We start from the raw sequence: 21,854 nt of genomic DNA, 5'->3' as shown, positions 1-21,854 counted from the left end.
TTATTACAATGATAGGAGTGTCAGCTGTCACAGCTGCTGATAATAATAATTTCACAGCAGATACTCCAGTAATGGATGAGATTACAACAGAATCTGTTGATAATAGCATCCAGACAACAGACGTAAGTACTAAAAACACGCAAATAACAAAAAATGTAAAAACAGATGTAAAAAGTGAAGGTGAAGGAAGTTTCGCCGACCTTGAAACTGACATTGCAGGCAGTGAAGTAAAACTTGCTAAAGATTATGTGCAAGGAGAAGATGAAACAAACATCACAATCACCGAAGACAAAGTTATTGATGCAGATGGACATACAATTACTGCAACCAAAGGAATATTTAACATCCCAAATGGTACAACATTAACCTTTAAAAATGCAATTGTATCTTCATCACACGGTCCAACCTACTCAAACTATTGGTATGACTTATACAACAAAGGAACATTAATCGTAAACAATGTTACATTCAAATATAACTCCCCTGACAGAACATACGGTGGAGAAATTTGGACCGGAGTAAACTCAACATTAACAGTTACTGACTCAGTGTTTGATGGAGAACATACAGTTCGTTCACAAATATATGCTGATGGTCTTAACTACAACATAAATATTGATAAATGTACATTTAAAAATTATAATGCATCAAATGCAGCTATAGGATTAAACAAAGCAGGTAACCTAACCGTAACAAATTCTATATTCCAGGATAACCTTGAAACCAGTTATGGTGGAGGAATATATATTAATGCTCGTGATTCTGTAGTGTTAATTGATAACTGTACTTTTGAAAATTTAATTGCTAATTACCGTGGTGGAGGAATATACACCCAAGGTATTACAACAGTTAAAAATAGTGTATTCAAAAAACTCAGACAAAAAAACCCTACTTATAATGCTGGAGCTATTTACCAATCCAACAATTATGCAGTATTAACACTTTCAAACAACACAATGGAAGATATCGTAGCAAATGCTGCAAATATATACATAGAAGGAGGTAAATTAAACTCATCATTATATGTAACCGGTGCAGATGTTGCAGTTGATCAGGAAAGTCCGGTAACATTAACATACAATGTAACTGATGATATGGGTAATTCCATTGACTTTAAAAATTCACCATTTATTATGTCAATAAATGATGAAAGAATCACAACTACTTTCGGAAATGGTACACTTTCATCCTCATTCGATGCAAGTTACGATCCGGGTGAATATCCAATCAATATCACTTGTGATGAAACAAACTTAATGGCTGGAGCTACAATCACAAAGAATACGCTTACTGTAAATGATATTGGATTACTTAATTATATCCAAGTACAAGATATGATTGATGAAGCAAGAACAGGAGCAACAATCAAAATAGACGGTCCTGTTTTCAGAGGAGCAAGTGAAGACAACATAGTTATTAATAAATCTGGAATAACTCTTGATTTCAATGGAAATACACTTAATGCTAAAAGTGGAAGAGTTTTCAACATTGACAATGTACAGAATGTCAAAATTCAAAATGCTGTTATTACCAATGTAGGTAATAAACAAGCATACAATGATAATGTTGAAGGAAGAATTGCATTTATTAATAATTCATATGTGGAAATTTCAAATGTAAATTTCACAGACAGTATTGCACCTAGCAATGGTTATGCTGCAAGTGGAAGTTTCATTTTAGCATTCTCTGAAGAAGCAGATAGTGTTTTAAAAATGGACAATTGTAATATTGAAAATTGTAGTGGAACATTCATAAACAGCATAAAGAATAATGTTTACTTAGATAATGTAAACTTTGAAAACAACAATTTATACTTAGGTTATTCATCAAGTTGGAATTCACTTATTGCAGATGGTGGATACTTAGAAGTTAGAAATTCAAAATTTATTAACAACACCCCTAACTTTGCAGCTATCGATGGTCAATCACAAAGTCTTCCAACAGGAGTATATGGAAGTACCTTCTTAACAAACAACGATGAATTAATTATTGACAATTGTACTTTCATAAACAACAGCAAAGGTAGTAAAGGAGCAGTCCATACAAACAACAACACAAAAGTAACAAATTCAATATTTATTGGAAACTCAGCTAACAGTTACAGCGGTTATGGTGGAGCTATTAGATCAGATAACGGTTATTTAGACATTGAAAAATGTATTTTTGTAAACAATTCTGCTTATTACTCCGTATCATCATGGAGTGGTAGTGTAAGCGGTAACGATGGTACTGCAATTTATAACACAAATGGTGACCTTAATATTAAAGATTCCATAATCATATCAAATATTACACAATACAGTGCAATTTACAATACTGCCAGTGATGTATCCATAGACATTAATGGAAACTACTGGGGTAATGACACTCCTGAAGGATTCTATAAATCAAGTACATCCGGTGCTGAAATTACAGTAGATGACTGGGTAATTCTCGACATTAGAGTAATTCCTGAAGAAAATAACAATTATAGAGACAACATTACTGTTAAAGCAGTATTCTGTAAAAACACAGACGGCAGCCAAGTAACTACTTTACCTGATTATGACAACGTTTCATTCGCATCAAAAATGGGTGAACTTGAAAAAGAATCCGTGGAAGTAGTTGGTTGTGAAGCAACAACAACATTCACTATTGGAAACAGTCCTTTCGTAATTACTGCAACTTATCCTAACATGGAAGCAGAATATGTTGGTGAAGCAGTAATGCCTGAACCAAAAATCATTACTTTAAATGATGGTAATTGGACAACCTATTTCAATGATGATGGAACACCAAATATGGAAATAATTGTTCCTAACAGTGAATTAAGATTTGAAGGCGAATTTAATGATAGATTTATGCTTATTACAGTACCATTAAACTTAACAACTGCCGATACTCAGGGAGTTCTTAAAAATAGTCCAATATTAGTTTTAAGTGATAATGTAAATATTACTAAACTTCAAATGATAGGTCAAGATACTGAAGAAGCATTAATTTTATCCGAAGATGCAAATAATCTCAACATTGAAGAAAACACATTAACCGTTAACAATACTCAGGATAAAATTGAAACCCGTTCAATAGTAATTGACGGTGGATCAAATATCAGAATACTTAAAAATAACATTACAACTATCGGTCCTGAAGACAATATTGCTTATGCAAGTAGTGGTATCATAAGAACCATCTATTTATCATCAATCGAAGTAAACTCAGCAAATGTGTTAATTAGTGAAAATAAAATTACAACCCAGAAAAATGAAAACCCTTCAGAACAACTAGGAACCATCTATGGTATTTACATACATGGAAAAGATGCTGACAATCCATTGGATTCTGCAGACATAGTTAACAATGAAATTATTACTGAAAGTGATGTTTACGCATACGGAATAAAAGCAGCATTTGTTAAAAATGTAACTATTTCAAACAACACAGTTAAAACAGAATCTAAAAATTTCGCTTCTGGTATTCATCCATATTCAATCTTCAATTCTGTGATTGAAAATAATAAAGTTACAAGTAAATCAGATGAAATCGCATATGGTATTGTTCTAGAAGGTTCAATGGATTATGATACATACGACGTATACACTTCCGAAGAAAACTTAGTAACTTCAAACATAGTCGATATCGAATCCAACTTTGGATGGGCTATTGAAACATTCGTTGGAGAAAGAAACAATATTACTTACAACAATATTACAGTAACAGTAAACAATGGTTTAGGTATTGGTTTAACCGATCGTAATTCTGTAGTAAGTTATAATAACATAGTAGTAAATGCAAAAGATTTAAATGCATCTGCAACTAGTTTCGATTATATTGATCCATACGCAACAGGTGTAAAAATTACAAACAATAACATACAAAGCGTACAATATAATGTAATAACGTTTAACAACATTACAGTAACTGCACCTGCAAACAATGTTTATGGTGTAAACTCTTCAACCAACAGAAACAACATAACAGATAACTTCATAATATCACCTGCAGGTTTAGGAGATGCTGGTGTACTTGAAACCGGTAGATACGGTACATTAAAAGATAACACCCCAAGTTCATTACTTACTGATGAAACTTACAGTGAATTCTTTGATGAAAACTGTGCATTAAAACCGGAATTTAATAATGCTGTACTCAAAGCATCAGGTGACTTTGAAGAAAATACTATATTTATCTTTGACAACGTTAATGTAACATTAACTAATGATGGTACGGCAGTATTCCATGAAGGTCAAATTATGACCGGTAACAATGCTACTGTTGTATTTGATGGATTAGTATTCGAAAACAGTATGGATGCTTTTGTTCTTGAAAGTGAAGGAAACACAATCAACAACACAATCATAAAGATTAACAGTGAAGATCCAATTCATGCAATATACGTATATGAAAACGGCAACACTATTGCCAACACAATATTAAACATTACTGCCCCTTCCGCAGATGTAGAATACAACAGTGACTACAGTGTAAAAGCACCAGCCCCTGCTGCAATAGTAATAAACAGTGACAACAACTTATTGGATAACGTGACAGTCTTCTTCGACGGAACAAGCAGCACAGGATCCTGGCCAACAGTAGACGGAATATACCTTGTATCAGATAAAACACCGATACAAAACAACACAATAAAAGATTCCACAGTAGAAGTTATTGGTGCAAACTACGTATACGGAGTAAATGTAGGAAACGCTAAAGACACAACAATCGAAAACATCAATGTAAAAGTTGATAGTGCATACTACTCAGATGCAATACAATTATTCGATGCAGACACTATAACAATCACAGGTACAGCAACAGCAACAGCAACTTCAGAAGCATATGGAGTATACAGTACCGCAATGGGAACTGGTTATTCTAAAAACATAGACCTCACAGGCTATGATGTAACTGTAACTGCAGCAAAAGCAACAGGTGTACTTATCGAAGGATCACAAAATGTACTTATAGCAGGTGCAAACTACAACATTACCGGTGATGACGCAACAGCAATCAACGCTCATATAGACTTTATGAACAACATCCCAACAAACATAACAATCACAGGATTAGACATAGCAATCGACACAACAGGAGACAGCAACGTATTATACTTCGGTAAAGCAGACAGCATAACAATTACCGAAAACAACATCGAAACTACCGGCGGATCAAAAATAAACTTCAATGAAACAACAAATGCAGAAGTAACCAACAACTACATATTAATTGGAGACATGATGAGTGGTTCATTCGGTGACTATGCAGTAATGACAACAGAAGAAGATACTGTAGTTGAAAACAACACACCTACCTCAAAAATTGTCGATGATCTCAACCAGCAAATCGAAGATCTTCAAAACGAACTTGATCAACTCAAAGCTCCAAAAGCAACAACACTCACATTAAACCCAATCACAGATGCAAAATACAACACTAACGTAACAATCTCCGGTTCACTTGTAAATGAAGACAGTATAGGATTATTCAACCAAGTAATCACCTTAACAATCGGTGACAAAACCGTTGACGTAATTACTAAAAATGGAGAATTCGAATACACAACAAGCTTCAAAACATTAGAAGAACAAACAGTTACAGCAACATATGCAGGTAACGATAAATACAATGCATCCGAAGATACAATTACATTTACCCTTGAAAAAGGAGACGTAATAGTAACAGTTGATGAAATTAGTGAAGTTGCTTATGGTGACAATGTAACCATTACTGGTAAATTCACCACATCAGATGGAAAAGCAATCAGTAACAGTAACGTAAAAATCACAATCAACAGCAAAAAATACTACGCAAAAACAGACAAAACAGGAAAATACACATTAAGTGTTAAAGTTTCTGCAGCAGGAATAAACAATGTAACCGTAGGATACAGTGGAAACAGCAACTACAACGCATACGAAGACACAACAACATTTAATGCTATAGCAAACAATGTTGAAGTAACATATGAACCAATCAGTGATGTAACCCTTGGTGACAATGTAACCATTACCGGTACATTCAAAGATGCAAATGGAAAAGCAATCAGTAACAGTAACGTAAAAATCACAATCAACGGCAAAAAATACTACGCAAAAACAGACAAAACAGGAAAATACACATTATCAGTAGCAACTACTAAAGAAGGCGTGAACAACGTGACAATAGGATACAGTGGAAGTGAAAAATACAACGCATACGAAACAAATACAACTTTCACAGTACTAAAAGCACAATAAATAGTTTTTTTAAACTATTTTTCCTCTCCTTTTTTTAAATTAATTCTAATTTTTAAATTTTTCCATACTATTTGAACTAATTATTAAAATATAACTATGAATTAAAATTTTTTAAGAAATCAATAAAACACGAAATATTTTTATTTTTCAAAAACAAAAATATTCTAAATATTAAGAATTAAATTAAATTATTATAATTAAATTGTTTTAATAGAATGAATTAATATTTTTCTTAATGATTTTAAATAAAATTTAAATATATTGGATAGTAAAATATTATTAGATGATAAAAAATGATTAAAGAAATGTTTGAAGATAAAAAAATTATTGGAGTAGTTGGTTTAGGTTATGTTGGACTACCTTTAAGCACAGTTTTCTCAAAAAAATATGAAGTTATTGGTTTTGATGTAGATAAATCAAAAATTGAAAACTATTCTAAGGGAATTGATGTGACTAATGAGTTAGAAGAAGATACTTTAAAAAATTCAAACATAAAATTTTCAAGTAATCCTCAAGACTTGTCAAAAGCTAATTTTATAATCATTACTGTTCCTACACCTATACATAAAGATGAAAGTCCTGATTTATCTTATGTTATATCCGCTACAGAAACCGTAGCGTCAAATATGAAAGAAGGGACAATAATAGTTTATGAATCAACAGTATTCCCTGGTGCTACTGAAGAAGTATGTATACCTATTATTGAAGAAATTACCGGATTCAAATGTGGTAAAGAGTTTAGTGTTGGATATTCTCCTGAAAGAATTAATCCCGGAAAAAATAGCAAAGACGTTTCTGATATCGTTAAAATAGTATCAGGTTATGATGAAGAAACCACCAACATTATTTCAGAAATATATGATTCCGTTTTAAATAATGGAATTTATAGGGCCCCGTCAATAAAAGTTGCTGAAGCGGCTAAAATAACTGAAAATATTCAAAGAGATGTGAATATTGCATTAATGAACGAATTATCAATAATTTTTGATAAAATGGATTTAGATACCAATGAAATTATTGATGCTGCAGGAACTAAATGGAATTTTATGAAATTTAGACCAGGTTTAGTTGGTGGACATTGTATTGGAATTGATCCTTATTACTTAATTTATAAGAGTAAAAAATTAAATTACTCCCCCAGATTATTACAAACTAGCCGAAATGTCAATGAAGATATAATAAACCAAATCATTAAAAACATACTGTTGACTTTTATAGATAATGAAGTAAACATTAAAAAAAGCAACATACTTGTCTTAGGTATTACATTTAAGGAAAACTGTAATGACATAAGAAATAGTAAAATCGTTGAAGTTATTGATGAATTAAAAGACATAGGGGCAAATGTTACAATATATGATCCTTTAGCTGATGCTGAAGAAGTAAAAACATTTTATGATTTGGAATTGAGTGATGATATTGAAGGAGAATATGATTCCATCATAATTGGTGTTTCACACGATGAATTCAAAGATTTAACTATAGATGACATTAATCGATTGTCTAAAAATAAACCAATAGTTTTCGATTTAAAATCTTTGTTAAAAGAATTATCTAAAGAAGACATAGTATATTGGTCATTGTAATTAACTAACTTAAATAAAAAGGAGGATATGTATGCTATCAAAAATTAAAGAAAAACTTTTAAATTTAAGTAATAGTTACGTATTTTATAAAAATAATTATGAAAAATTATCTGCTATCAATGAGAATAATAAACAGATAATAAATGTATTAAAAGAAGAAAATAATGAATTGAAAGAATATTACAAAAATTTAATTGATAATCAAGAAAAACTAGATAGTAAAATGGGCGAATTATTTTCTTCAAACAAAGATCAGACAATCCAATTCGAAAAAGTACTGAATAATCAGGAAAATCAGGACCAAAATATCAAATCAATAATAGACAACAACTTAAAGATATTATCCAAACAAAATGAAATAAGTACTAACATTCTAAACAATGAAAAAGAAAACCAAAACATAATCTTAAATGAGATAAAGATGACTGATGAAATACAAAAATTACAAATGGATAAATTATTAATTAATCAAGAAAATCAGAACCAAAACCTCAATACAATTCTAGAAAACAACACAAACATACTTACCAATCAAAACAAACAAAATGAGATAAGTAATAATATCCTTTCTAAAGAACAGGAAATTAATGAATCTTGTTTAAGAATAGAAAAAACTTCAGTTCATTCAAATATTAAATTAGACAGTAAATTTAATGAAAATCAACGTTTCATAGATAATAAAATCGAGTACCTGGTTAGAAAAAACAACTATGATAATTTACTAGTTAATTCAAACATCAATCTTTCAGAAAACTTTCCTGAAAAAGTGAATGTTAACTTAGAATACGAATCAAAATAGGTAAAGGAGAAAATTTATGGTCTTTTTTTCAATTATTTTAACTATTTTTTCAGATACACATTTAGAAGAGTGTTTAAACTCAATTTTTTCACAAACAAATAGTGATTTCGAAGTTATATGTATCGATACCACCAATTCAGAAAAAACTGATGAAATCATGAGTAAATTTTTAATGGACACCCGTATAACACGAATTAAAATAGATACCACTACAGAAAATACAGGTGATATTAAAAATATTCTTATTAAAAATTCTAAAGGAAAATACATATCTTTTTTAACCTCGAATAATGTATTATCCCATCCGGAGATATTGGAAACATTATCAAAAAGTTCCGAGAATGCTGAATTACTATCTTCAAACATCGAGATTATAACTAAAAACATAACAAGCAACCCCTTTGATAATCCAATATGTACCAAATATACAGAAAATGGAGAAAATAAAGTAGAACAATATGGGGTTCCATACCATTTATCAAGAAATATAATAAAAAAAGAATTTATTATGAAAAATAATATATCTTTTAGAAGCATGAATTATTGTGAAGACATATTATTTTTATCTGAAATTTTATCAAAGACTTCCACATACACATGTAGACCAGATATTTTTTGTAAAGAATACATGGAAGACAATAAAAGTATAACTCCACAAATATTAACAGATTATCTCAAATGTTATAAAGAGTTACTGAAAATATTTACTGATAAAAAAGAGTTTGAACCAATATTAAATAAAATATCAGAAAATTTTATTAAAATAAAAGATTTGAAGTGTGATGTACCTTCCTATAAAGAGTATAAAATAATTGAAAAAGAAATTGATGAAATTTCAGACATTTGTACTAAAAAGAAATATCCTTTTTCATACATTGTGAAAAGAAAACTCCGATACGTTAAAAATAGAAATCATGACAAAGTTACTAATTTTGATGTTTTAATATCCATAGTTATTCCAACATATAATGTGGAAGAATATTTGGATGATTGTTTAGTAAGTTTAATAAATCAAACCTTTGAAAATTTTGAAGTAATACTGGTCGACGATTCATCTACCGATTCTACTGTTGATATTATTAAATATTATGAAAAAATAGATCCTAGAATAAAATTTATTGAAAAAGAAAAAAAGAGCGGTTCTGGTGGATCAAGAAATTATGGAATGAAATATGCACGAGGGAAATATATCCAATTCTTAGATGCTGATGATTGGTTAGATTTAGATTGTCTGGAAAAATTATATTCATATGCGGAAGAATATGAAACGGATATCGTAATATTCAAATTAATAAATTATGAAACAGAAGAAAAAATATTTTATAAAAGCAGATATTATTCAATTCCATCACTCGATGATTTTAAAAACAAGGCATTTAATTTAGATGATGTTGAAAATAAACTGTTTTATATTGCAGTTAGTCCAGTAAACAAACTTTATTCTCGCCATTATTTAGAAAGTATAAATGCCGTATTTCCTGAAAAATATATTCATCAGGATAATCCTTTCTTTTATCAGACATTTTGTGATGCAGAAAGAGTGTATTTAACAGATGAATATTTTTATAATAGAAGACGTACAAACAGTTCAATTTCAACAAGGTTAGATGGTACTCAAATCGGAACAATTGAAATTGTTGAATATATACTGAATGTTTTTATCAACAATACATTATATGAAAAATTTAAAAGACCTATGTTAAATTTATTAGTTTATAAAGTTCGGAATCGTAGAAAACAAGTGGGAGAAGAGTATAAAGAAGAATATTATAAAAAAGCTAAAAGAAAATTCTTTAAATTTATGTTCACTTATGGATTAATAGATGATTTAAACGAAAATTTAAATCATGAAAATAAAGAATTTTTTGACAAAATTGTATATTCAGAAAATTATGAAAAATATTTAGAAATGAAATGATGTGGATGATACGATGTCTTTACCGGATTTAAAAAAACAGATAATTGAACGAGATCCAGATTATATATTCTATAAAAAAGGGTACTGTGAACTAAAAGAAGAAAAAGAAAAGAATGAGACTTATTTAAAAAACAAATTAAAAACCTATGAAGAAACATTCAGTAAACTAGAAAAAGACAATGCAACAATTATAAACTTATTAACCAAATTAAATGAAATAGAAAACAATAATACTGATTTAAATAAGAACTTAATGGATAATCTCAATAACTTAAATACCAATTTAAATACCACTGTGGCAGATAACAATGAAATTACATCCAATATTATTAATCAGAATTATGAAAAAATATCTGAAAACATAACCTCTCTGGAAAAAGAAAACTATGATGGAACAAACAAAACACGGGAGCTAATAACCGAATTAAATAATAATATCACAAATTTAATCAATGATATTAACCGGGAACATTCATCCAATATAAATCAAATTTCATCAGAAATATATGAAAAATTCCAAGTTTTAGACAACAATAATAAAAAAATAGAAAACAGCATCAACACACAACAACAAATCAACGAAAAAAACAACACACAAATAGAAAAAATCATAAACATACAAAAAACATTCGGATCAAATCTTTTTTCACTTACAGAGAATATGGAAAAACAACTGAATAACAATTACACAGGAATAGAAAACATAACCAAAACACAACAACAAATCTACAAAAAAAACAACATACAAACAATAGAACTAGAAAATAAGGTAGATTCCCTAAGTAAAAAACAAAATAAAAACATCACACAAATAGAAAACCTCATCAAAAATCAAAAATCAATAGATAATAACATATATTCACTAACAAAAAACATGGAAAAACAATGGGATACCAACAGTACCGAACTCAAAAACATAACCAAAACACAACAACAGATTAATAAAGAAAACACTACTCAAACCAAAGAACTAAAAAACATAACCAAAACACAAACAAAAGAACTTTCAGAACTTCAAAAGATTAAAAAAGATTTAAAAGTATCGAATGATAATTTAGATGAAAATATTAAAGAAACATACCACTTCTTAGAAAAATCATTTAAAAGAATTGAAAAAGATTTCAATTCAGAAAATTATAAGAAAATGGAAAAAACAATGAACGAAATTAAGTACTCTTTAATATTTAAGGATACTATTAAAAGTTCAGAGTGGCTAACCAATAATAAGTTTTCTTTAAACAACAGCTCATCCAACTATTCATATATGTACTTATTATATCGTGTTTTAGATGAAACTCATCCAAAGAACATATTGGAATTTGGTTTAGGTCAAACTACTAAAATGATTAATCAATTTTCTGAATATTACTCATCTAAGGTGAAAGTTATAGAGGATAATGAAGAATGGATTAAACATTTCTCCAAGTTTTTAGATGATAATAAGAATATGGAAATTCTGAAAACGGAACTGGAAGAATTTGACAGTAAAAATTCAACAAATATACGTTACAATTTAAAATTAAAGAAAAGGGACAAATTTGATTTAATATTAGTTGATGGTCCTTTTGGCGGACGTTTAGGTGATGAAAAAATACCTCAGGAATATCCTCGTTCAAACATTTGGAATTTAGTGGATAATTTAAAGGATGAATTTATAATAATATTCGATGATTATGATAGACCGGGTGAAAGAAACACTGCAAGTGAACTGATGAAAAAACTTGACTCAAACAATATATCTTACATGAAAAAAATGTATAAAGCTTTAAAATATCAGTTAATAATATGCTCAGAGAATTATAACTTCTTAACATGGTTATAATTAAAATGTAACTCCAATTACTCTCTACGTGAATTTTTATATGATTGGATATATGTCTTATAGAACTTGAAAGTGATTATGTATGATGAATATAAAGTATGTTAATTTGGAAGAAAAATCTTTACCTAGCCATAATTCGGAAATATTTGGAGAAGAATATGGTAATTTGGATTTAATGTATCGTTACATCTATTTAGATTGTACTCATAAAGAACGTTGTTGTCGACAAAGTTTAAAAATTGATAAAAATGGGCTAAATATGGATTATAATAATCTTACCTTGATTTTGATACATGCAGATACTTTTTTAAATAAAGTTGACAATTCATTAGATATATTATTAAAATATTGGTTACATCTTGGAGTTACTAAGATTATTTTATCATCAGAGAATAATTTCAATATTGATGATCAAATAAAAAACAAATTCAAAGAATTTACTTGGGTAACATTCGATTATTCAAATAATAATAAATCAAAAATTATCAATGAATGTATTAAAAAAGTTAACACCGAATACGTTTTAATATGTGATGATAACAGTTTTATTTCAGAAAACAATTTTAAAGAAAATTTTTCATTATTGTCCCATTATGATTTTATTTTTCCATCAAATAGATCATTTTTAAAAATAGATTCCATTAGAACTGCTGATAAAAAATCATTTATTGAGGATATTGAAACTGAAAAAAAAGAATTCCTGAATTTTGATTATCCTTTTATTTTTTGTAAGTTAAATTCCTTGAAGAAAATAGGTTGTTTCAATCCTTCTTTAAAATCTGATAAAATAATGATGGATGACTTAAATATAAGAATTAATATGTCTGATTTTTTAGTTAAACGTTACGAAGAATCTTTATATTTATTCGGATTAACTGATTTAGTTATAGATAAAGATAGTGAAACTGAGCTAAGCCATATTTTTAATTTATCTAAATTAAATGATTTGAATAGTTTAATAAATCAAAATGAGGATATGTTTTACTTTTCAGAAGAAGTTACTCCTGATGATGATTTCGATTTTTCGAATGATTATAAAATATCGGTAGTGATTCCAGTCTATAACTGTCAAGAGTTTTATTTAGATAGATGTATCAAATCACTCAAGAATCAGAGTATTGGATTTGAAAAGATTGAGATAATCATTGTAGATGATGGATCAAAATATAAGAAATCTCATGAAATTCTTAAAAAATACTCTGAAAAATATGAAAATGTAAAAACATATTTCTTAGAAAAAAATCAGGGTTCCGGTGCCGCAAGAAACTTCGGTATTACTAAAGTCACAACCAAGTACATATGTTTTTTAGATTATGATGATTATTATATAAAATCTTATTGTGAAAATGCATATAAATCAATGAAAGAATCAGATATTGATTTATTCATATCAAACTATATTAATTTAGCACGAAAACCATTTTACCTTATTAATTGGAATTTTTTAAATTTGGTTAAAAATAAAAAATATCTTGATGATTATGAAGATGACTTGAATATTTTAAAGATAGATCCTTCTATTTGGACAAAATGCTATCGTAAAGAGTTTTTGGATTCGAATAATATATCCTTCTCAAATTTTAAAGTAGCTCAGGACAATTTATTTAATGTAAAAACGTTGTTTAAAGCCAAGGGCATTAAGTTATGGAATGTACCCTCTGTAATCTATGATACCAGAGATAATGAAAATGAAGAATTAAAATCAAGAACTTTAATTATCAATAAAGAAGCACTTATTACAAGAATTAAAGTTTATGAAGAAATACTGAAATTATATAATACTTATGCTCCACAAGAATTTTTAAATAAATTAAACTCGAGTTTAAACTATTGGACAAAAAGCCACCTGTTAAAATCCAACCTAAACAAAAAGGAATTTATTGAAGTTGTAGATACAGCCCATAACTTATTCAACATACGTGTGAAAAATACGACAATTAAAATACCGGAAAAATATACAAAACTATTCGAATCAATAGCTTATAAAAATTATGATGAATCATATAACATTTATTTAGACAATAAAGAAAATCTTTGAGAAGGTTAGAATATGGAACAATTAGTAGATAAAATAGTAAATGTAACTTTTGATGAATTAGATGACCAAAAATTACCATTAAACGAAAAATATGGATTAGTAGTTAATTATAAAGATGTGGATTATAAATTTTTAATACATATTAGAGAAGATGCAGCTAAATTAATGGCATTTGGTTCAGGAGTTCTTCCTGAAACTGAAATTGAAAAATTCAGAGGAAGACCCTTATTTAAAAGACAAAGCTGGGATAATAAAAAAGAGATGGATTTTTCAACAATTTTTTATGATGATCCAACCAGAACAACATTCCCTAATCTTAGAGGTGGTTGGGCAGTAGGTTCCAAAGAAGACTGGTACTTAGAAAATATTGCCAAAATTTTTGAAAAAATATTTTACGTATATAACATTGAAAATGAAGATGTTGTATTTTATAGCAGCAGTATGGGTGGGTTTATGTCAATACAATTAGGTACATTTCTTCCTAAAACTACAGTGTGGGCAGATATTCCTCAAACTGATTTAAAAAAATATTCCCACTACAAGTATTTGAAGAAAGAAATATTTGAGGATAATGTTGATTTGGAAAAATATAATGTAAGATTGGATTGTATTGAATTGATGAACAGAATGAACTATGTACCTGAAATATATCTTGTTATGGACATTTCGGATTATGACTTAAAAAATCATTTCTATCCTTTTGTAAAAAGATTATATGATTTTGACAAGGATATTTTTGAAAAAAATATTAAATTTTTGATCAATCCTATTGAGGCTCATTCATTCCTTAAATATGAACAATTTATTTTACTGAAAAATAAATACTTTGTAGATACTAAATTTGATGATATCGAATTCTTTTCAGTAATCCGTGGCACAGACATAGATGTGAAACTGGAAAAAATAAGTGATATAAACACAGTTATTGAAGATATGGAAAAATTAATCAATGAAGAAAAATCAAATCTTGAATAAAACTGTGTTTAACCCCCTTTTATACTATTTTTAAATGAAAACTCTTTTTTAAAAATTATTACGAATTAAGCTGTGTATTTTAAAATTAATCAAGATTTTTTATAAATAAATAATATTAATTTAAAAAATCATATAGAAATATATCTTTCAAAAATATTTTAAAAATATTAAATTATTTTTGAGATGATAAATATGACAGAGAGTAATTAAAATGTTTAATAATAAAACAAAAACGTTTCTATTACTCACATTAATATTCGTGACATTATTGGGAATATCAGCTGCCACAGCTGCCAATATATACAACAACGCAACTGATGCACCCCATATTTCACAGGATACTACAACACAATCAGAAGATTCTGTAAGTGATAATAGTATCATTACAACAGACGTGAGCAATAAAAACACGCAAATAACAAAACAGACTGTTAAACAAGACGAAAAAAGTGATGGTGAAGCAAACTTTGATGATTTGTATAATGATCTTCAAGGTTCCAGCGATATTACACTCAACAAAGATTACAAACACGTGGATGGAGACCACGGATTCATAGCTATCAATGAGAACAAAATTATCAATGGAGCAGGCCACACCATAAATAGTGGTAACATAAACCTTTTCACAATAAATACCACTTCAACATTGACGCTGAAAAACCTAAAAATTAATGGTGAAGGTACATTATCTTCCAACGTAATTAAAGTAAACGGAAACTTAATCTGTGATAACGTAACATTTGACATGGAAAATACAAATATTGCCAGTACATCCAATGCAATTATTCGTCATGACACGAATTATGCAAACAGTACAATAACCAACTGTACTTTTGAAAATATTGCAGGAACAGTAGGAGCGATTGATGCCTATCGTTTTGGACATTTAGAAGTTGATGATTGTACATTTAAAAATATAACTTCCAAAAACGCTGCAATAAGAATCTACAATGGTAATGCAGATTATATGCCTAAGTATATTGTTAAAAATTCCAGATTTGTAGATTGTATTGATTCCAATTATGGTGGAGCAATTTATGTAAACAATATGAACACACACTTATACGTGGATAACTGTTATTTTGAAAATTGTCAAGCCGGAAAAGGAGCAGCAATTAGTGCAGCTTCAAAAAATTTAACTGTTACAAATTCACAATTCATAAATAATGAAGTTAATGGATCTGCCGTTGATTCAAAAGGTACAATAACAACCACCAACAATTATGCAGTAATTTACACTAGCGGCAACACAATGAATGACCCCGGAATAGCCGGTGCAGAAATATATATCCAACAAGGTAAAATTAATTCACCAGTTATAAAAGGTGAAGACATAACTGCTAATGCAAACGAGGAAATAACTATCAATTATACCATTACAGATGATAATGGTAACAGTGTACTGTTAAAAGATGTCACTTACTCATTCACAGTTAATGGAGAAACATATAGCGCCGATTACAATAATGGAACCATTTCAAAAACAATTACTGCACCTGCAACAGATGGAACATATCCTATTGAAATCTCATTAAGTGATAATGGAAAAATTGATGGAGAAGCAAGTATTACAAATGCTGTGCTTAATGTTGGAAATCCAACACCATCCGGCGATGTAATAACTGATCAAACTTACTCCGAGTTTTTCAATGATGATGGTACCATTAAGGAAGGATCTATTTCCGAAGGAGAAACTGCCAAATTTGATGGAACTTTCACAAACAGAAAATTCAACATCAACATTCCAATGACAGTCGATACAGGAAATAACCAAGCAGTATTTGATGGCTGTAGCATTACAATCAATAATGAAGTAAACATCAAAAATATTAAAACAACCAACACCACAGTAGTTGTATCCGGCGATAAAACATTGAATATAATTGACTCTTCATTTGCCAATAAAAGTGGAAATACAAGAGTATTTGATGTTGAAGGTGGTGCAACCGTTAATGCAGAAGGATCCAATTTCACCAATCTTGGTGATTGGGGAGCATTCTATTTCGCATCAGGCAGTAATGCTAACTTCAAAGACTGTGTATTCACAAACTGTAGTAACACAGGCAGTAGACAGGAAGGTGGAGCTATAGAAATACGTGGTAGTGGAATATTCACAATAGATAATTGTAACTTTATGAATAACACTGCTTCTTTAAGAGGTGGAGCAATATATTCAAAAGGTAATTTAACCATCCGTAATTCTACATTCACTGGAAATAAGGTTACAACAGAAATCATTAACAAGAATCAAGGTGGAGCAGTATTATATGTTGAAGGCGACCTATACCTTTACAACAATACAATGACAGACAACACAGCTTTAACTGCTGACATCTACAACTCTTATGCAACAATTCATACACCTGTAATTATCACAATAAATGATGCTGAATGTGAAGAACGTGGAACAGTAGATTTAACAGCAACTGTTACTGATGCAGATGGGAACACCATCGATTTAATAGCAGAAAGTACGGGTATATCCGGTCTTGATGATGCAGAATACTTGTTAAATCTTAACTTAACCGTTGAAGATAATAAATATAATGTAACAAGAAATCAATCCCTTAAAGGAGAAATAACCCGCACAATTGCCCCTGAATTACCTATTGGTAATTATACCATAAATGCAGAAATCAATCCTGAAGAATTGCCTGAAGCAACAATTACCACAGGTACATTACATATAATAGAAGTTCCTGCAACAACTTATACAAAACTTCAAAAAATGATTGATGAAACAACAGAAGATACTATAACTATAGAAAAAGAAGTAGTTAGAAGTGCAACAGAAACAGTTGTCGTATTAAATAAATCAGTAACTATTGACTTGGATGGTTTAACTTGGGACGCTAATCAAGGTCAAGCTATTGAAGTAGTTGATGGTGTAACTGCAACAATTAAAAATGGTATTATCTTTAATATAGGAAATGATGAACCAAGCACAAGCAATGTTCATGGAAGACTTGCAAAAATTACCAACGGTAATTTAGTATTAGAAAATATTACTATTACAAATTGTTCTGCACCTGATTATGGTTACACAAGAGGCAGCCTTATAAGAATTAACAGTGCAACATCTTCATTGACAGTAAACAATTGTACAATAGAAAATATTACTGGCCGATTTGTAATTGATAATGGAAGAGGAACACTTGACATCAACAATTCCAAATTTATAAACAATGATTTAGGTTCAGTAGATTCACTTATTGAAATAATGGGTAAAACAACCATAAATAACTCCCAATTTGATAATAATGCTGCAAATTGGGGTGTAATATATGGAAATAATCAAAAAGATTTATTAACACTCAATAATGATGTATTTAGCAACAATAAAATAACTGTTGGAGCTCCAGTAGTAACTAAAGCAGATACGATGGTTACAAATTCCAAATTCCTAGATAATAAAGCCACCAGAATGACTGGTAAAAGTGGAGCAATTTATACTAACGGTGGATCATTAACAGTAAACAGTTCTATCTTCATAGGAAACACAGCTAATGATAATGATGGAAGCATTATTCACCATTCAGGATATATTCCTGGTGATTTAATAGTAACAAATTCCGTTCTTATCCCTGCAGATAGTAAAGCTGCAATATATAATGAAGCTGAAGATACCATTTCTGCTGTAGCAAACTATAACTATTGGGGAACAAACAGCACCCCATCAAGTTACGTGAAATCAGGAACTTATGAAGATGAATGGTATGATGAATATGATTGTACACCTATAGAAGTCAAATACTGGATAGTAATGAACACAAGCATAACTCCTGAAGAATTTTCTGTAGATGATGAAGTGGTTATAGAAACTTCATACAACAAATACACCGATGGTGCAGAATTCTATGATTTAGAAGGTACAATTCATGAAATGAATATTTCTTTCACTGCAACCGAAGGTACTGTTGATCCGGAAAATGTCCTTACTGAAAATGGTGTAGCAACTGCAACATACAAGGTAACTGCAGATTCATTCACTATAACTGCAACAGATTCATTTGTAACCAATGTTATTGAAGCAACTGCAATACCTACAGAACCAGTCGTAATCACATTAAATGATGGTAACTGGACAGAATATTTCAATGACGATGGAACAACCAAAAGAATTGTAACCCCTGGAAGTGAACTTAGATTCGAAGGTGTATTTAATAACAGAGAAATGGTTATTACCATCCCATTAAATATAACTACAGCAGAAACCCAGGCTGTTCTTAATAATTGTACATTAGTTGTTGGAGCAAATGATGTGAACATTACAGATATTCAGATGAATTCTAACGATGTGGAAGGTTCACTTATCTATGTTGAAGATGCAGAAAATACACGCATCGAAAACAACGATCTAACGCTCATAAATACTGGTGAAAAAGTTATTACCAATACAATAGACATTAGTGATTCAGAAAGCATTATCATACGTGGAAACAACATCACAACTGTTGGTCCTGAAGAAGATATCATATATGATAACTTAGGTCAATTCAAACAGATTTACACAGCTTCCATTAATATAGAAACTTCCAATGCAGTCACTATAGAAAACAACACTGTTTCAACCAAAGGTAATGGTAAAATTACAGATGTAGGTACAATCTACAGTATTAACGTAATCGGCAAATACGTATATGATGATGAAGAATACATCGCATTTACCAAAATTACAGACAATACAGTTTACACCGAAGCAGCACAATACGCTTACGGTATTAACGTTGGTCATGCAACCACAGGCCTTGTAACAGGCAACAATGTAACAAGTGTTGGCGGTTATTATGCTGATGCTATCCAAGGATATAATGTTTATGAGTTTGAATTCACAGATAATACCGTGAATGTTACTTCAGATAACATGGCTTACGGTATAATTGCAGAAGGATTCTTCTACGTAGATGATGACTATAACATGGATTGGCCTACCGTTGAAGACAACATCATAGCAAGCAATGAAATAACACTCAAAGGTAAAGATGCATGGGCTGTTGAAATAGTAATTGGAACAGAAAACACTGTAGAATACAACAACATCACCATTGAAGCAAGCAATGGTGTAGGTGTAGGTATTGCAGATTGTGATGCAACAATTATTGAAAACAACAACATTGACATAACAGCAACACAGGAAAGTGGAATTAATAATGGAGATGCAGTAGATTCATACACCACAGGTGTAAAAATAACTCCATCCAACAGCAGAATTAAGTCACCACACGAAAACAACGTAACATCAAACAATATTACAATAATCGCAACAAACGATGATGTATCAGCAGTAAATGTAACAAGTGACGACAACATAATCAGCAGCAATTATCTCTTATCACCAGCAGGCAGAGGAGATAAGGCAGTAGCAGACACTGGAGAAGACAACACCATAGAAAACAACATTCCGGATTACAGATTAACCGATGACACTTACACTTTCTACTTCGATGAAAACGGTATATTAAAAGAAGAATACAACAATACCGAAATTCCAATATATGGTGACTTTACAGAAAACACCCAGTTCATATTTGAAGGTGTAAATGTAACCATTAAAGCTGATGAATTCGCAACATTACACGACAGCCAAATTATAACAGGCAGTGATGCAACCGTTGTACTTGATGGAATTACCATCATGAACAAAGACATGGATGCCATATACTTTGAATCAAACGGTAATGTAATTAACAATTCAATCATATTTGTAAACAGCAGTATGCCATTACACCTAATAGAATTTGCAGGTGACGAAAACACAATCACCAACTGTATTATTACAGCATACATCCCATCTGCTGATGTTGTATATGATAAGGATTATGTGGGATTACCACAATCCAGTGCATTATACATAAGCTCAAACAACAACCTCATAGATAATGTAACAGTAGTTGTTTATAGTTACGATGTTGCTGAAGGTGCATATTACCCAAGTATTGATGCAATAGACATTCAATCAACAGGTAAAGGAGTTGTAATCGAAGGAAACACACTCAGAAACGTTACCGTAATAGCAACAGGTTCCAACTATGTATACGGTATTAACGTGGGAAGAGCAAAAGACACCACAATCGAAAACGTGGACATTGACGTGGACAGTGACTACTACACCAACGGTATCCAATTATTCGATGCAGTAGACATAACAATCGACGGTACAATCGATTCAACAGCAGCTACCCAGGCATACGGAGTATACGCAACTGCAATGGCAGTTGGAACATCCAGTGGCATTGACCTAACAGGATTAAACATAACCGTTGAATCACCGGATGCAACAGGCGTATTAATCGAAGGTGCCAGCGACGTAATAATAGCAGATGCAACCTATGACATCAAAGGTGGCAACACAACAGCAGTAAACGCTCACGTTGACTGGATGAGCAACATCCCAAAAAACATAAACATCACAGAAATGGACATAAAAATCAACGGTACAGAAGACAACAGCATCCTATACTTCGGATTATGTGACGGAGTAATAATCACAGATTGTAACAT

Annotated in this window: 8 protein-coding genes; all 8 read left to right on the top strand. The window is 30.3% G+C overall.

Annotated elements, in window-relative coordinates; translation table 11 throughout:
- Positions 1-17 precede the first annotated feature (17 nt).
- Complete coding sequence (locus QZZ11_RS07715; RefSeq protein WP_292475007.1) at positions 18-6,215, top strand: Ig-like domain repeat protein; 6,198 nt, start codon at positions 18-20, stop codon at positions 6,213-6,215.
- A 293-nt stretch (positions 6,216-6,508) separates the two neighbouring features.
- Positions 6,509-7,801 carry a nucleotide sugar dehydrogenase gene (locus tag QZZ11_RS07710; RefSeq protein WP_292475005.1) on the top strand — a complete coding sequence of 431 codons (1,293 nt, stop codon included), beginning with the start codon at positions 6,509-6,511 and terminating at the stop codon, positions 7,799-7,801.
- Positions 7,802-7,832: 31 nt separating this feature from the next.
- A complete protein-coding gene (locus QZZ11_RS07705) occupies positions 7,833-8,600 on the top strand; it encodes a hypothetical protein (protein WP_292475003.1) in 768 nt (255 codons plus the stop codon).
- A 16-nt stretch (positions 8,601-8,616) separates the two neighbouring features.
- Entirely contained in the window at positions 8,617-10,518 is a 1,902-nt protein-coding gene (locus QZZ11_RS07700; protein WP_292475001.1) for a glycosyltransferase, read from the top strand.
- Between the two features lies 1 nt (position 10,519).
- Positions 10,520-12,340 (top strand): hypothetical protein, encoded by a 1,821-nt coding sequence (locus QZZ11_RS07695; RefSeq protein WP_292474999.1) that lies wholly within the window; start codon positions 10,520-10,522, stop codon positions 12,338-12,340.
- Positions 12,341-12,422: 82 nt separating this feature from the next.
- Entirely contained in the window at positions 12,423-14,378 is a 1,956-nt protein-coding gene (locus tag QZZ11_RS07690; RefSeq protein WP_292474997.1) for a glycosyltransferase family 2 protein, read from the top strand.
- A gap of 12 nt (positions 14,379-14,390) precedes the next feature.
- On the top strand, positions 14,391-15,353 hold the full coding sequence (locus QZZ11_RS07685) for a hypothetical protein (RefSeq protein WP_292474995.1): 963 nt from the start codon (positions 14,391-14,393) through the stop codon (positions 15,351-15,353).
- Positions 15,354-15,564: 211 nt separating this feature from the next.
- Positions 15,565-21,854, top strand: a 6,290-nt coding sequence (locus QZZ11_RS07680; RefSeq protein ID WP_292474994.1) for a hypothetical protein, incomplete at its 3' end; no start/stop codon positions are given.

It is taken from the genome of Methanosphaera sp. (assembly GCF_016282985.1).
Lineage (GTDB): Archaea > Methanobacteriota > Methanobacteria > Methanobacteriales > Methanobacteriaceae > Methanosphaera.
This window is presented reverse-complemented; position numbering and strand designations above follow the sequence as displayed.